Source organism: Pseudooceanicola spongiae, assembly GCF_014899185.1.
GTDB classification, from domain to species: Bacteria; Pseudomonadota; Alphaproteobacteria; order Rhodobacterales; family Rhodobacteraceae; genus Pseudooceanicola; species Pseudooceanicola spongiae.
Genome location: NZ_CP045201.1, coordinates 1,139,050 through 1,154,460 on the forward strand (window position 1 = coordinate 1,139,050; position 15,411 = coordinate 1,154,460).

Sequence of the window (15,411 nt, forward strand, 5' to 3'; positions counted from 1 at the left end):
AGAGGTTAACAATGTCGCCGAATAAAACAAAGCGCTCCGTGAAACGGCTCAGCCGTGCCTCAGATGCGGCGCAGGCAGGCAAAGAAGAACCCGTCGCCACCCTCCAGCGGGGTCAGCCGGCGCGAAGTCTCCAGTTGCCAGCCCTCAGTACGGGTGAGGAAGGCGTCGATCTGGTCCGTGTTTTCCGCCTCGAACAGCGAGCAGGTCGCATAGGCCAGAACGCCCTTGGGCGCGACCAGTGCCGCCGCCTCGTCGAGGATCTGCGCCTGAATGCCCAGCAATTGCGCCAAACGCTCCTCGGTCAGACGCCATTTGCCCTCGGGCGCACGCCGCCAGGCGCCGCTGCCGGAACAGGGCACGTCACAGAGCACGACGTCAAACGGCGCGAGCTCGGCCAGCGCCTCTGTCTCGGCCAGGTGCACGTCGATGCCCGCGCGCCGCGCCCGGCTCGGCAGATCGCGCATCCGCTCGGGCGCGACGTCATGAGCCGTGAGATGCAGCTTGGCCCGCGCACCAAGAGCCAGCGTCTTGCCGCCGCCCCCCGCGCAGTAATCCAGCACGCTTTGCCCGTCTTGCACCGGCACCGCAGCACAGACCGCCTGACTGGCGGCATCCTGCATCTCGAACTGGCCCTCGCCAAAGGCGATGGTCGAGGTCAGACGCCGCGCTCCCTCGGTCACTTCCAGCGCCGTCGGCGCCAAAGGACCGGGAGTGGTCAGAATGCCTTCTGCCGCCAGTTCGCGCGTCAGATCCTCGGCACTGGTCAGGCTGGTGTTGACGCGGATGTAGACGGGTGCACGATGCCGCAGCACCTCCGCCACGGTCACGGCATCCTCGTCCAGAGCGCGCGTCAGATGCGGCCAGACCCAATCCGGCATATCGCCAGCTTCGGCGCCGCTTTCGGGCGCATGACCGGCACTGCGTTCCGCGTCGCTCAGCGCCGCGGCGCCATGGCCTTCGCCGGTAAAGATCGTCTCGGGATCGGTGCCGGCAGAGCGGGCCATGCCGATCACAAGCCCCCGCCCGGTCATCGCGCCGCCAAGCGCCGCGAACGAGCGCATGCAGCGCAGCGCATCAAAGACGTGGTCGCGCACCGCCGCGCGGTCCTTGGACCCGGCAAAACGCGACCGGCGCGCCCAGCCCGTCAACACCTTTTCCGCCGCCGTGCCCGCCAGAATCTCGTCCAGCAATTCCGCCGCTGTGGCGATCCGTGCCGCGGGGGTCATTGCGCCGCTCCGAACAGCTTACCGGGGTTGAGGATCTGGCGCGGGTCCAGCGCCAGCTTGATCGCCCGCATCACGTCGAGCGAGGGGCCCGCCTCAGCCGCCAGCGCCGCCATCTTGCCCTGCCCGATACCATGTTCGCCGGTACAGGTGCCGCCCACGGCCTGCGCCCGCTCGGTGATGCCCTTCAGGAAGGCCGAGACCTTGGGCGCCTCCTCCATATCCTCGGGGTCGGTCATCAGCACGACGTGGAAATTACCGTCCCCGACATGGCCAAGGATCGTGCCGATCAGCTGTTTTTCCAGCAGATCCGCCTGCGCGGCGGCGATATTGTCGGCCAGCGCGGAAATCGGCACGCAGGCATCGCTGACCAGCCCCTTGCAGGCCGGACGCAGCGCCAGCGCCGCCCAATAGCTGTCGTGACGCGCCTGCCACAGCTTGTTGCGGGTCTCGCGATCCGACGACCAGTTGATCGAGGTCGCGCCATGCTCCTCGGCGATATCGGCAAAGGTCTGCGCCGCGTCGCGCGCCGAGGTGTCAGAGCCCGCGCATTCAAAGAACAGCGTCGGCACTTCCTCAAGCTGCAGCTTGGAATAGGCGTTGCAGGCGCGGATCTGCGCCGCGTCCAGCAGCTCGACCCGGCCAACTTCGAGCCCGATCTGCACCATGACGATCACGGCCGCACAGGCGCTGTCGAGGTCGGGAAAGGCCGCAACCCCGCCCAACGTCTCTTCAGGAATGCCGCGCAGGCGCAGCGTCACTTCGGTGATGATCCCCAGCGTGCCCTCGCTGCCGATCATCAGCCGCGTCAGGTCATAGCCCGCCGAGCTTTTCGCCGCCCGCGATCCGGTGCGGATCACCTGACCATCGGCCAGCACCACCTCCAGCGCCAGCACATTCTCCGCCATCGTACCGTAACGCACCGCATTGGTGCCCGAGGCCCGCGTCGCGCACATCCCGCCGATCGAGGCATCCGCCCCGGGATCAATCGGAAACTGCAGGCCCGTCGCGCGCAGCTCATGGTTCAGCGCCTTGCGCGTCATCCCCGGCTGCACGACCGCCAGCAGATCTTCGGCGCGCACTTCCTGCAAGGCGTTCATCCGGCTCATATCGACCGAGACACCGCCCAGCGGCGCATTCAGCTGCCCCTCCAGCGACGAGCCCGCGCCAAAGGCGATCACCGGCACGCCGTTTTCCCAGCAGCAGCGCAGGATGGCCGAAACCTCCTGCGTGTTCAGCGGGTAGACCACCAGATCGGGGGCTTCGGTGCCCCGGCCCGTGGCCGTATTGGCGTGCTGCTCGCGCAGCGCCTGCGAGGTCTGAAGCCGATCGCCCAGCAGCGCACCCAGTGTCGCACGCACCACATCCAGCGCCGCCTCAGCGGGTTTCACGATCGCATTCATGGCCAAAACCTCCGGCAAATTGGGAACTGCCCTGTGCGGCGTCTCTGCGCCGGGATCCGGGCAGACGACTCGCAAGCGCACAGGCTATGGCCTTTCCCTAGCGCCCGCAGCCGTTGCAGGCAAGGCGCGCGCCCGAGAGCGGCTGATACCGCCAGCCTGAGCGCACCGCCGTGACGCGCCCCGCCTCACGCCCCGAAGCTCTTGCAATCGCTTGACGAAACCCGTCTGCGAAAGATCTCCGCCGACATATCCACTGAATAACTTTACCATATATTTCGGGCGGTAGATCCACCGAAGCTTGCCACATCCAACAACCTCAGGGTGAATAAAAATAGAACTGCAAGGCCTTCAATGATCACGCAAAACATTAGCTTCACCTAATAAGCCACTGGCTTTTATATATTATCGATTATACGTCACAGAAGAACCACTTCTCGAAACGAGAGTTCGGCGATCCATCCGCACCACACCATGCGCGTCGCGCCGCCCTCCCAGTCAGAGAGATGTCCACGGGCATATAGGGCAACCCTCCCCAGAGTTATCCACAGAGTTTTACCTGATCTCCCCGTAGGTTACCGCCCCAAAGACCGTCTTTGAGGCGGTGCGGCCTCAGCTCATCCGGTAGCCCGGTGTCGAGTTCGAAATCGCGACCTCCTCAGCGTCCATGTCCTCGCCGAAAACCTCGAACAGCGGGGTGCTCATATACCGCTCGCCCGTGTCCGGCAGCATCACCAGAATGACCGTGCCGGGCTCTGCGGTTTCGGCCATCTTCATTGCCACGGCAAAGGTCGATCCCCCTGAAATCCCGGTCAGGATTCCCTCATGCGCGGCCAGTTTGCGCGCCCAGGCGATGCCATCGGGACCGGCCACGGGGATCAGCTCGTCGAAGGTCTGATCGTCCAACGCCTCTTGCAGCACCAGCGGGATGAAGTCCGGCGTCCAGCCCTGAATCGGGTGCGGTTGAAACGCCTCGTGGCTGACAGCGGGGCTGCCATCGGCACCGCGCGCCTGCGCCACGCCACTGCCAACCAGCTGCGCGTTGGAGGGTTCGGTCAGAACGATCCTGATCTCGGGCCGCGCCGCCTTCAGCCCGCGCCCCAGACCCGTGGCGGTACCGCCAGTGCCATAGCCCGTCACCACCGCGTCCAGCCGCTGCCCCTCGAAATCGCCCAGGATTTCGCGCGCCGTCGTATGCTCGTGGATCGTCGCATTCGCTTCGCTCTCGAACTGATGCGCCAGGAACCAGCCGTTCTGCTCGGCCAGCTCCACCGCCTTGCGATACATGCCCAGCCCCTTTTCGGCCTTCGGCGTCAGCACCACCTTGGCGCCCATCATCCGCATCAGCCGCCGCCGCTCCATCGAAAAGCTCTCGGCCATGGTGATCACCAGCGGATAGCCCTTCTGCGCACAAACCATCGCCAGACCGATGCCGGTGTTGCCGCTGGTCGCTTCGACCACTGTCTGACCGGGCTTCAGCGCGCCGCTTTGCTCTGCGGTCTCGATGATGCTCAGCGCCAGCCTGTCCTTGACCGAGGAGGCGGGGTTGAAAAACTCGGCCTTGACGTAGATCTCCACCCCCTCGGGGGCGAGGTTGTTGATCCGCACCACCGGGGTATCGCCCACGGTTTCCAGGATCGAGCTGTACAGCCTGCCGCGTCCTTTGGTTGTTCTCTGGGTCATGGTCATGCTCCTTCATGTCTGTTTGCCCCACCTTATGCCAAGCCGCGCGTCAGGCAATGGTGGCGCGCAATTTCCCCGCAACCGCGCCACATCAACAGCCGTGTCCATAGGGTAACAGCGCGCACCAAAGGGTCGAAACCGCAGCGAAAATTTCATGTAAACCAATGCATGCGTCTCGACTTGAAAGGTCTGATCTTCTAACGATTACAGGCATGGGCGCAGCACATTCAGGTGACTCGCACCAGCCCGGCGGGCTCCGCCGGTCTCTCCATCCCAGAAGGAAATGCCTGTGCTGATTTGCTGCGGTGAAGCCCTGATCGACATGATCCCAACCCCGACGGTCGAGGGCCCGGATGGCTTCGTGCCCCACAGCGGCGGGGCGATCTTCAACACCGCGATCGCGCTTGGCCGGCTCGGGGCGAAGACCGCCATGCTGACCGGCATGTCGACCGATCTGTTCGGACAGCGCCTCGCCGATGCCCTCTCGGCAGCCGAGGTTTCCACCGATCTGCTGATCCGCTCGGAGCGTCCGACCACCCTGGCCTTCGTCACCCTTGTCGACGGCAAGGCCAGCTATGATTTCTACGACGAAAACTCCGCCGGGCGCATGATCACCCCCGAAGATCTGCCCCAGACCCTGCCCGAGCAGGCCGAGGCCTACTATTTCGGTGGTATTTCCCTGGCTTGCGAACCCGGCGCCGATGCCTATGCCGCGCTCTGTGACCGGGTGCATGCCGATCACGTGGTGATGATCGACCCCAATATCCGCCCCGGCTTCATCAAGGATGCCGACCGCTTCCGCGCCCGTCTCGACGCCATGCTGCGCCAGTCCGACATCATCAAGATCTCGGACGAGGATCTCGACTGGCTGCGCCCCGAAGCGGCGGCGCTGGATCAGAAGGCCTTCGCCCTGTGTGAAAGTGGCGCGGCTGTGGTGATCCTGACCCGTGGTGGCGATGGTGCCTCGGCCTATTTCGGCGACGGGCGCAGCCTGCATGTGCCCGCACGCGCGGCCACTGTCGTCGATACTGTCGGCGCGGGCGACACCTTCAACGCCGGCGTGCTGTTCCGCCTGTCCGAGCTTGGGTTGCTGAGCAAAACCGCGCTGCGCGACATCGACACCGGCGCGCTGTCGGATGCGCTCGGCTTCGGGGCGCGGGTCGCTGCGATCACCGTATCGCGCGCGGGTGCCAATCCGCCCTGGCGCAACGAAGTGCCGAACTGACACGGGATAGGGCGCTCAACGGAGCGCCCTTTCTGTTTAAACATCAAATCGTTACTGAATACTCTTAAGGCCCGGATAGGCGGCCCTGAAGCGGTGATACCCCGCGTCAAAGGCTTCGGTCAGGCTCTTGTCAGGCTCGACCACCGATCCGATTTCAGGCCGTGTCATCACCTCATCCGCCTGCGCCTCGCCCGCCGCGACCAGCCCCAGACGCGCCGCCCCGAGGGCCGCGCCGAATTCGCCTTTAGCCGGCAGCATCAGCGGCACATCCAGCACCGTCGCGATCAGCTTGACCCAATAAGGAGAGGCCGAACCGCCCCCGATCGCCAGCAAAGCCTCAGGCCGCGCGCCGACGCCTTTCAGCGCTTCCGCTGAATCGCGCAGACCATAGGCCACGCCCTCCAGCACCGCGCGGGTCATGTCCTCCAGCGTGGTTTCGGTGCCGAGGCCCGTGAAAGCGCCCCGGATCGCCGCGTCGTTATGCGGCGTCCGCTCGCCCGCGAGATAGGGCAGAAACTGCGCCCGCCCCGGTGCCTGAACATCGCCCAGAACAGAGGTCAGCTCGGCCGGACGGCGTCCGCTGATCCGTGCCAGCCAGTTCAGACTGTCGGTCGCCGACAGCATCACGCCCATCTGATACCACCGCCCCGGCACCGCATGGCAAAAGGTGTGCAGGGCGCTCTCGGCATCCGGCGCATAGCCATCGCGCGCCGCCAGCAACACGCCCGAGGTGCCGAGCGAGACAAAGCCCTCGCCCTCGGCCAGACAGCCCGTGCCACAGGCGGCAGCGGCATTGTCGCCTGCGCCCCCGGCGACGGTGACCCGGCCCATGCCCCATTTCTGCGCCAGCTCCGTGCGCAGCGTGCCCGCCGCAGCCGAGCCTTCGACCAGCTCCGGCATCTGGTCGCGGCGCATATGTCCGGCCTCAAGCAGCTCCTCAGACCAATCCCGCGCGCCGACATCCAGCCAGGAGGTGCCAGCACTGTCGGACATATCCGCGACATACTCTCCGGTCAGGTAATAATTCAGATAAGCTGCGGGCAGCAACACCTTGGCAACACGTGCAAAATGCTCCGGCTCATGCGTCCTCACCCAGTCGAGCTTCGGGGCGGTGAAGCCGGGAAAGACGATATTCCCCGACAGTTCACGCACACCCGGAATGGCATCCAGACGCGCCGCCTCAGCATGTGACCTTGTGTCGTTCCACAGGATGCAGGGCCGGATCACCGCGCCCTCCGCGTCCAGCAGGGTCGCGCCATGCATATGCCCGGCGACGCCGATGCCGGTGACTGCTGCCAGCGCGGCCGGATGCGCTTCCTTCAGCTCCTCCAGCGCCGCTTCAAGGGCGACGACCCACTCGGCCGGGTTCTGCTCGGACCAACCGGGGTGCGGGTTGCTGACCCGGCACGGGCTTTCCGCCGCGCCGATCACAGCGCCGCTTGCGTCGATCAGCAACGCCCTCAGCCCCGATGTGCCAAGGTCCAACCCCAATGCGTATGCCATTACTGCTCCTTCAGATAGGCGTTCAGCGCCGCCTCCGTGCCCTGCGCCCAGATCAGGCCCAGCCAACTGGCGAAACGCTCGGCAAAGGCCGGAACAGTCGCGAGGTCGCCATAGACGTCGCGCATGTCCAGCCAGGCCATTGGCGTATCCTTGGCGCGCGCGGCGGTCGTGGTCAACCGGTCCCAGCTCGGGTCGTTGGGGGCAATCTCGCTGCCGTCCTCGATCTGGCCGATGCAGTAGCGGCACCACAGCGCCGAGAGCAGCGCCAGCCCGTTGATCGACACACCCGCCGCCAGCCCGTCGCGGATCGAGGGCACGATGAACTTCGGCTGCCGGTTCGACCCATCGAGACACAGCCGCCGCGTGGTGTCCTTGATCGCGGGGTTGGAAAAGCGTGCATCAATCAGCTCAAGATACTGATCCGGCGTGAATTCCGGCACCGCGTGGACATGCGGCAGGATCTCCTCGGCCTCGACCTTGCGGAAGAAGGCATGCACCAGCGGATGCGCCATCGCGTCATGCGCCAGCTCACAGCCGAGCAGCGCTCCGGGGTAGGCAATCACCGCATGACCGCCGTTGAGGATGCGGATCTTCATCCGTTCATAGGCGTGCACGTCATCGGTGAAGGTCACGCCGACCTCCTCCAGCCGGGGCCGGCCCAGCGTGAACTTGTCCTCCAGCACCCACTGACGAAACGGCTCACAGGTCACCGGCACCGGATCGTCGATCCCCATGCTGGCGGCCAGCGTGCGCTCAGTCTCGCCCGTCGCCGGGGTGATGCGATCGACCATGCCATTGGGGAAGGCCACCTGCCCCTCGATCCAGTCCGCGAGGTCCAGATCGATCAGCTGCGCGAACCCGACCACCGCATCGCGCGTCACATCGCCATTGCCCGGCAGGTTGTCGCAGGACATCACGGTGAACGGCGGCACACCAGCCGCGCGTCGGGCCTTCAGCGCCGCCACGATCGCGCCGAACACCGTCTTCGGTGCCTCCGGCGTCGCGGCATCGGCGACGATATCGGGATGCGTCGGATCGAAGGTGCCGGTATCGGCGCTGACGAAATAGCCGCCCTCGGTGACCGTCAGCGACACGATCCGCGTCGCCTCCTCGGCCATCTTCGCGATCAGCGGCGCATTCCCCGGCGCGACCTCGGCAAAGTCGATCATGGCACCGATCACCCGGGCACGCGCGCCCTCTGGATCCAGCTCGATCACGGTCGAGAGGTTGTCCTGATCTCCCAGCATCTGGCGCATGTTGGCATCGGGCGCGCGCACGCCCGCCCCGGTCAGCGCCCAGTCATGATCGAGGCCGAGGGCGAAAAGGTCATCAAGGTAAACCGCCTGATGCGCGCGGTGAAAGTTGCCCAGCCCCACATGCACGATGCCGTGGCTCAGCGCCGCGCGGTCATATGCAGGCACGGCGATTGCGGGGTCGAAAGCCCCAAGCTTGTCATTCGCCAGTTTCATGGCATTCGCCTCCGATTTATTTGGTATCAGTCGCTTACGCGGCTCAGCTCATCCAGTTTCCGCCGTCGACGTTATACGTCTGCGCGACAATGTAGTCGGCCTCTGCCGTGGCAAGGAACACCGCCATGCCCGTCAGATCCTCGGCCCGCCCCATCCGCCCAAAGGGCACGGCGGCACCGACCTGTTTCTTCTTCTCGCCCGGTGCCAGACCCTCGGCGGCGGCGAATTTCGCGTCCACCCCGTCCCAGTGATCACCATCCACCACCCCCGGCGCGATGGCGTTGACGTTGATCCCCTTGCCAATCAGGTTCAGTCCGGCGCTCTGCGTCAGAGAGATGACGGCGGCCTTGCTCGCGCAATAGACCCCGACCAGAGCCTCGCCCCGCCGCCCCGCCTGAGAGGCCATGTTGATGATCTTGCCCCCCGTGCCCTGCGCCACCATCTGGCGCGCCACGGCCTGCATGGTGAACAGAGTGCCGCTGACGTTGACCGCAAACAGCCGCTCGTAGCTCTCACGCGTGATCTCGGTCAGGCCCGCCAGATCGAACAGCGCGGCATTGTTGATCAGGATGTCGATACGCCCGGTCTGCCCGACCACATGCGCTACAGCCGCGTCGATGCTGGCCTGATCGCAGACATCCATCTGCACGCCATACGCCCCTTCGCCCAGATCCAGCGCCGCCCGCTGCGCCGCATCGCCGTCGATATCGCCGATGGCGACGCGCGCGCCCTCCGCCAGATAGGCGCGGGCAAAGGCCTTGCCGATGCCACGCGCCGCCCCGGTGATCAGCGCAGATTTCCCCGCCAGCCGGGTCATGCGATCCGCAGCCCCTGCGCATCAAAGCGGTGCAGCTTGTCCATCTGCGGCGTCAGAAAGATCTTGTCGCCGTGGCGCAGCGCCACCTCGCCGCTCGCCCGTACCGTCAGCATCTCGGCCAGGCCCGTGTCATGGACATGAAAGAACGTGTCCGACCCGAGGTGCTCACTGACGCCGACGCGCCCTTCCCAGAGGCCGCTCTCCGCCGAGGTGTCCAGATGCTCGGGCCGGATCCCGATGGTATGGGCGTCGTGCTTTTCCGCCTCCGGCCCCTCGATCAGGTTCATCTTGGGCGAGCCGATGAAGCCCGCCACAAAGGTGTTCCTCGGCGTGTGATACAGCTCCAGCGGGCTGCCGACCTGCTCGATCCGGCCCGCATGCAGCACCACGATCTTGTCGGCCATGGTCATCGCCTCGACCTGATCGTGGGTGACATAGATCATCGTGGTCTTCAGGGTGTTGTGCAGCTCGGAAATCTCCAGCCGCATATTGACCCGCAGCGCCGCGTCGAGGTTCGACAGGGGCTCATCAAACAGAAACGCGGCCGGCTCCCGCACGATGGCCCGCCCGATGGCGACCCGCTGGCGCTGTCCGCCCGACAGCTGGCCCGGACGCCGATCCATGTAGTCCGTCAGGTTCAGCACCTTGGCGGCATAGTCGACGCGCCGGTCACGCTCTGCCGGGTCCATCTTGGCCATCTTCAGCGGAAAGGCGATGTTCTTTCTCACCGACATATGCGGATAGAGAGCATAGCTCTGAAACACCATCGCCAGCCCGCGCTTGGCAGGGGGCACATGCGTCGCGTCCTGCCGGTCGATGCGGATCTGGCCCGAGGTGATGTCCTCCAGCCCCGCGATCAGGCGCAGCAGGGTCGACTTGCCACAGCCCGAGGGGCCGACAAACACCACGAACTCGCCTTCATCGATGGTCAGATCCAGCGGCGGAATGACCTGCACCTCGCCAAAGCTCTTGGTCACCTTATCAAGTGTGATACGTCCCATTGAGGTCTTCCTTACTTAACCGCGCCAAATGTCAGGCCGCGGACGAGTTGTTTCTGGCTGAACCAGCCCATGATGAGGATCGGCGCAATCGCCATGGTCGAAGCCGCCGAGAGCTTGGCATAGAACAACCCCTCCGGGCTTGAGTAGCTGGCGATGAAGGCCGTTAGCGGCGCCGCCTTGGCAGCTGTCAGGTTGAGCGTCCAGAACGCTTCGTTCCACGCCAGAATGATGTTGAGCAGCACGGTCGAGGCCATCCCCGGCACCGCCATCGGCAGCAGCACGGAAATCACCTCATCCTTCAGCCCGGCCCCATCCATCCGCGCCGCTTCCAGAATATCCACCGGAATTTCACGGAAATAGGTGTAGAGCATCCAGACGATGATCGGCAGATTGATCAGCGTCAGCACGATGATCAGCCCGATCTGCGTGTCCAGCAACCCGACCTTCTGAAACAGCAGATAGATCGGCACCAGCACCCCCACCGGCGGCAGCATCTTGGTCGACAGCATCCACATCAGCAGATCCTTGGTGCGCTTGCCCGGCACAAAGGCCATCGCCCAAGCCGCCGGCACCGCAATCGCCAGCCCGATCAGGGTCGAGCCGACCGAGATCACCACCGAATTCCAGAAGTGGCGGAAGTAGTTCGACCGCTCCTGCACCGTGACGTAATTCTCCAGCGTCCAGTGAAAGTTGAACCAGATCGGCGGATCGGCAATCGCCTGCGCCTCGGTCTTGAAACTGGTCAGCACCGTCCACAGGATCGGAAAGAAGATCAGCAACCCGACACTCCAGGCAATCGCGGTATTCACCGCCTTGCGCCGGCTCGAAATCATCCGCGCCATGCCAGATACCTCCCAGTCATCTTGCCAAAAATACTTCGGGGTGAATGGGCCAGAGGCCCAGAGGGGCAGCGCCCCTCTCCCGGCTGCACCGAAAACAACATCCGCATCCCCCCTCAGGCGTCCAGATTCTTGCCGATCATCCGCATCAGGAAGATCGCAACGATATTGGCCAGCACGATGGCCACGACACCCCCGGCAGACCCGGTGCCAACGTCAAAGCGCAACAGGCTCTCGGCGTAGACAAGATAGGTCAGGTTGGTCGAGGCATTGCCCGGTCCGCCATTCGTCGTCACCAGGATCTCGGCAAAGATCGACAGCAGGAAGATCGTCTGGATCAGAATGACGACCGTGACCGCCCGCGACAGATGCGGCACGGTGATATAGAAGAACCGGCTGAACGGCCCGGCGCCATCCATCTCGGCGGCCTCCAGCTGTTCCTGATCCAGCGACTGCATCGCGGTCAGCAGGATCAGCGTCGCAAACGGCAGCCATTGCCAGCTGACGATGCCGATGATCGACATCAGCGGCGCCTGCGACAGGAAATCGTACGGCTGCAATCCGAGGAACTTGGCCGCATAGGCGAACAGCCCGTTCACCGGGTTCATGAACATGTTCTTCCAGACCAGCGCCGACACGGTCGGCATCACGAAGAACGGCGCGATCACAAGGATCCGCACAATCCCCTGACCCCACATTGCCTGATCCAGCAACAGCCCCAGCAGCACACCGCCCACGACGGTGATGATCAGCACCCCGACGACCAGCAGCAGCGTGTTGATCAGCGCGGTCTTGAACGCCGGATCGCTCAGAAAATAGCTGTAATTCTCCCAACCCACGAAGGGATGCTCGCCGGGCATCAACAGGTTGTAGCGCAGCAGCGAGAAGTAGATCGTCATCCCCAGCGGGATCAGCATCCACCCCAGCAGCAGCAAAACGGACGGCGAAATCATGAACCGCGCCGCAGCGCGTGAATGCTGTGTGGCCATTTTAGCCTCCCTCAGCGAAATGTCTGATCTGTGAATGTCGGATCGTCAGGGAACAGCGGCCGGAGGCACATCGCCCCCGGCCACCTGTCGCGCTTACTTCGGATAGCCCGAGCGCTTCATTTCCCGCGTGGTCAGCGTCTGAGCTGCTGCCAGAGCTTCATCTGCAGTCATCTGCCCGGCCAGTGCGGCCGAGAATTGCTGCCCAACGGACGTCCCGATGCCCTGAAACTCAGGAATGGCGACGAACTGAACACCAACATAGGGCACTTCATCCACGGTCGGATGCTGCGGATCTGCGGCCTGGATCGACTCCAGCGTCATTTTCGCAAACGGCGCCGCGTCGAGGTACTCTTGGTTCTCATAGAGCGAAGTGCGCGTGCCCGGCGGTACGTTGGCCCAGCCCTCATTGGCCGCGACCAGCTCCGTGTAGGCCTTGCTCGTGGCCCAGGCGACGAACGCCTTGGCCGCATCAGCCTTCTCGGTGCCCGCAGGGATCGCGAGGTTCCATGCCCAGAGCCAGTTGCCGCGCTTGCCCAGACCCTTGTCAGGTGCCAGCGCAAAGCCGACCTGGTCGGCCACGGTGCTGTCGGTCGGGTTGGTCACGAAGGAGGCCGCGACGGTCGCGTCGATCCACATGCCGCATTTGCCCTGCTGGAACAGCGCCAAGTTCTCGTTGAACCCGTTTGAGGAGGCGCCCGGAGGGCCGTAGTTGTTCATCAGGTCGAGATAGTCGGTCAGAGTGGCTTTCCACTCTGGGCTGTCGAACTGGGCGTTCCAGTCCATGTCGAACCACTTGGCGCCATAGGAGTTTGCCATGGCGGTCAGGAAGGCCATGTTCTCGCCCCAGCCGGCCTTGCCGCGCAGGCAGATGCCGTAGATCTCGCCGTCCTTGTCGGTCATCGCGGCGGCAGCGGCTTTGATCTCGTCCCAGGTCGGCGCGTCGGGCATGGTCAGCCCGGCTTTCTCCATCAGGTCCTTGCGATACATGACCATGGAGCTTTCGCCATAGAACGGCGCGGCATAGAGCTCGCCGTCCGTCGTCAGACCGCCCGCAATGGCAGGCAGCAGGTCGGCGGCGTCATAGCCCTCGGGCATGTCCTTGAGCGGCACCAGCCAGCCCTGCTTGGACCAGATCGGAACCTCGTAGGTGCCGATGGTCATCACGTCGAACTGACCGCCCTTGGTGGCGACGTCCTGCGTGACGCGCTGGCGCAGCACGTTCTCTTCCAGCGTCACCCACTCCAGTTCGATATCGGGGTGAGATTTTGTGAAGTCGTCGGTCAGCCCCTGCATGCGGATCATGTCGCCGTTGTTCACGGTGGCAATGGTGATCGTCTCGCCACTCGCGGACGTGGCGACAAGCGCAGAGGCGGCACAGGCCATAAGCCCGGCACGGATCGTGAAAGTCATGGTTTCCTCCCAAAGCTCTCCTGAGCTTCTGCCCAGTTGATGAACTATTTCTCACAAAAGGGTGTACCTCAAGTCAAGAACCTTTTCCGCTGCGGCGCAGCGTATCAGGGGGAGTAGACGGAGCGTGACTATCGCTCAGGTAGATTTGTCAAGTCTCGAGTAGCGCCTCTGCCGACAGCTCGTCCGTGATCAGACTGCTGACCAGACGACCATGCAAAGCGGCGCGTAACGCCTTGATTTTGCTGTTTCCACCGCCGATACACAGGGTCGCTCCGCCCTGTTCGGGGACGCGCACGCCCACCATCATGCGGTTGATCGAGTGGTCGAGGTAGCGCCCCTGGTCATCAAAGACATGGCCGCAGATTTCCCCCGCCGCCCCGGCGGCCCGAAGGCTCGCCAGCTCCTGCGCCGTGATGAAACCATCCATGAAAAGCGGGGCATCATCGCCCATTTGACCAATGCCGACGATGATCTTGCCCGCCGCCCCGGCCAGCGCCCGGCTGTTTCGCACATGCGGCAAATTTCGATAGAGAGAAAGCTCCTCCGAATCACGCGCCATCACCGGCACGGACATCGGATAGTGCGCCGCCCCCGTGCGATCCGCGAATCGCATCAGAACCTCGTAAAAGCTGGCCGAGCCGTCGGGGGCCACATTGCCGATCAACGACACCAGCTTGTGCTGCGTGCCCTGCACCGCCTGCATGTTCTCGACCACGTATCGCAGCGTGCGCCCGGTCCCCATGCCGATGATGCGCGGCACCTCGTCGCGAAAGATCCGCTCGACCTCGGCCGCGGCCACCGGCGCAATCGCCTTCAGCGCGTCGCCCTTGCCGCCAAGCGAGGGCGCCACGCGCACCAGCTCCAGCCCGAACCGCCGTTTCAGCTGCCGCTCCAGATCCAGACAGGCCCCGATGGGATGGTCGATGCGCACCCGGATCAGCCCGTCCTGCACCGCCCGCGCCACCAGCCGCTGCGCCCGCTGACGCGAGATCCCCATCTCCTCCGCGATCAGATCCTGCCGCATCCCGCCCACATAATAGAGCCAGGCCGCCCGCGCCGCGTCGTCCTTCAGCGCCCTGTCCGTGTCGTCGTTGCCGCCCTGCGCCATGCTCACCTGCTCTCGTTATGCATCTGCCCGGAACAGACCCGGCGCAAGATGCGGCAATTCGTCGAAATGTGCAAAGTGGCACTGTGGCGCAACCTTCAGCTCCGCCGTCAGGTCGAGGCCGACCAGATGGCTGCCACCGCGAAAATGCCAGACCTGCATCCCCGCCGCCAGTGCGCCCCGGATCCCCGGCAGGCTGTCCTCGATCACCAGACAGCGCTCCGGCGCCACCCCGGCCTTCTCGGCGGCCCGCAGGAACAGATCCGGCGCGGGCTTGCCCCGTTTGACCTCCGACGCCGTGGTGAAGCGCGTGCCAAAGACCGCGCCCAACCCCACCAGCCGCATCGAGCTCAGCACCCGCTCCTCGCTGGAGGAGGTGGCGATGCAGAACGGCACCACCATCCGCTCCAGCACCGCGCGCACGCCCGGCATGATCACCAGCTCCTGCTCAAACGCCGCCAGCAGACGCGCGCGATAGGTCGCCTCAAAGCCCTCGGGCAGCTCGATCCCGAACTCCGCCCGGATCTGCGCCAGCACCACCGGATAGGACCGCCCGAGGAAATGGCGCGCGATATAGGCCAGATCGACATGGATATCGTGGCGCGCCAGCTCGGCCACCAGCATCCGCGCGCTGATCACCTCGCTGTCCACCAGCACCCCGTCGAAATCAAAGATCACCAGCTCGATACCGTCCAAGATCACGCCTCCCCGCGCACCAGACATGCAAACGCCCCCGAAACTCAATCC

13 protein-coding genes are annotated in these 15,411 nt (G+C 64.6%); 1 reads left to right on the plus strand and 12 read right to left on the minus strand.

Annotated elements, in window-relative coordinates:
- Positions 1 to 59 precede the first annotated feature (59 nt).
- The 3 genes from F3W81_RS05345 to F3W81_RS05355 all read right to left on the minus strand — a co-directional run bounded on the left by F3W81_RS05345 (position 60) and on the right by F3W81_RS05355 (position 4,306).
- A complete protein-coding gene (locus tag F3W81_RS05345) occupies positions 60 to 1,226 on the minus strand; it encodes an RsmB/NOP family class I SAM-dependent RNA methyltransferase (RefSeq protein WP_193082613.1) in 1,167 nt (388 codons plus the stop codon).
- Positions 1,223 to 2,626, minus strand: a complete 1,404-nt coding sequence (locus F3W81_RS05350) for an FAD-binding oxidoreductase (protein ID WP_193082614.1) — start codon at positions 2,624 to 2,626, stop codon at positions 1,223 to 1,225. The genes F3W81_RS05345 and F3W81_RS05350 overlap by 4 nt, the downstream gene beginning before the upstream one ends.
- A gap of 609 nt (positions 2,627 to 3,235) precedes the next feature.
- Complete coding sequence (locus F3W81_RS05355) at positions 3,236 to 4,306, minus strand: PLP-dependent cysteine synthase family protein (protein ID WP_407692460.1); 1,071 nt, start codon at positions 4,304 to 4,306, stop codon at positions 3,236 to 3,238.
- Between the two features lie 289 nt (positions 4,307 to 4,595).
- Here F3W81_RS05355 and F3W81_RS05360 point away from each other — a divergent pair, with 289 nt between their 5' ends.
- Complete coding sequence (locus F3W81_RS05360) at positions 4,596 to 5,531, plus strand: carbohydrate kinase family protein (RefSeq protein ID WP_193083651.1); 936 nt, start codon at positions 4,596 to 4,598, stop codon at positions 5,529 to 5,531.
- Between the two features lie 51 nt (positions 5,532 to 5,582).
- Here the strand turns inward: F3W81_RS05360 and xylB are convergent, their stop codons facing one another.
- The 9 genes from xylB to F3W81_RS05405 all read right to left on the minus strand — a co-directional run bounded on the left by xylB (position 5,583) and on the right by F3W81_RS05405 (position 15,387).
- Positions 5,583 to 7,034: a xylulokinase gene (gene xylB, locus F3W81_RS05365; RefSeq protein WP_193082616.1), complete on the minus strand. Its 1,452-nt coding sequence runs from the start codon at positions 7,032 to 7,034 to the stop codon at positions 5,583 to 5,585.
- Positions 7,034 to 8,503, minus strand: coding sequence for a mannitol dehydrogenase family protein (locus tag F3W81_RS05370; protein ID WP_193082617.1), 1,470 nt, complete (start codon positions 8,501 to 8,503; stop codon positions 7,034 to 7,036). The genes xylB and F3W81_RS05370 overlap by 1 nt, the downstream gene beginning before the upstream one ends.
- Before the next feature lie 43 nt (positions 8,504 to 8,546).
- Complete coding sequence (locus F3W81_RS05375) at positions 8,547 to 9,320, minus strand: L-iditol 2-dehydrogenase (protein ID WP_193082618.1); 774 nt, start codon at positions 9,318 to 9,320, stop codon at positions 8,547 to 8,549.
- The gene (locus tag F3W81_RS05380) at positions 9,317 to 10,321 is read right to left on the minus strand and encodes an ABC transporter ATP-binding protein (protein ID WP_193082619.1); all 1,005 of its coding nucleotides are present in this window, start codon (positions 10,319 to 10,321) and stop codon (positions 9,317 to 9,319) included. The genes F3W81_RS05375 and F3W81_RS05380 overlap by 4 nt, the downstream gene beginning before the upstream one ends.
- An 11-nt stretch (positions 10,322 to 10,332) precedes the next feature.
- Positions 10,333 to 11,163 (minus strand): carbohydrate ABC transporter permease, encoded by an 831-nt coding sequence (locus F3W81_RS05385; RefSeq protein WP_193082620.1) that lies wholly within the window; start codon positions 11,161 to 11,163, stop codon positions 10,333 to 10,335.
- Positions 11,164 to 11,276: 113 nt separating this feature from the next.
- Positions 11,277 to 12,149 carry a carbohydrate ABC transporter permease gene (locus F3W81_RS05390; RefSeq protein WP_193082621.1) on the minus strand — a complete coding sequence of 291 codons (873 nt, stop codon included), beginning with the start codon at positions 12,147 to 12,149 and terminating at the stop codon, positions 11,277 to 11,279.
- Between the two features lie 93 nt (positions 12,150 to 12,242).
- Positions 12,243 to 13,559 carry an ABC transporter substrate-binding protein gene (locus F3W81_RS05395; protein ID WP_193082622.1) on the minus strand — a complete coding sequence of 439 codons (1,317 nt, stop codon included), beginning with the start codon at positions 13,557 to 13,559 and terminating at the stop codon, positions 12,243 to 12,245.
- 148 nt (positions 13,560 to 13,707) lie between these two features.
- Positions 13,708 to 14,667 carry a sugar-binding transcriptional regulator gene (locus F3W81_RS05400; RefSeq protein ID WP_193083653.1) on the minus strand — a complete coding sequence of 320 codons (960 nt, stop codon included), beginning with the start codon at positions 14,665 to 14,667 and terminating at the stop codon, positions 13,708 to 13,710.
- Positions 14,668 to 14,682: 15 nt separating this feature from the next.
- Positions 14,683 to 15,387, minus strand: coding sequence for an HAD family hydrolase (locus tag F3W81_RS05405; RefSeq protein WP_407692461.1), 705 nt, complete (start codon positions 15,385 to 15,387; stop codon positions 14,683 to 14,685).
- Positions 15,388 to 15,411 lie beyond the last annotated feature (24 nt).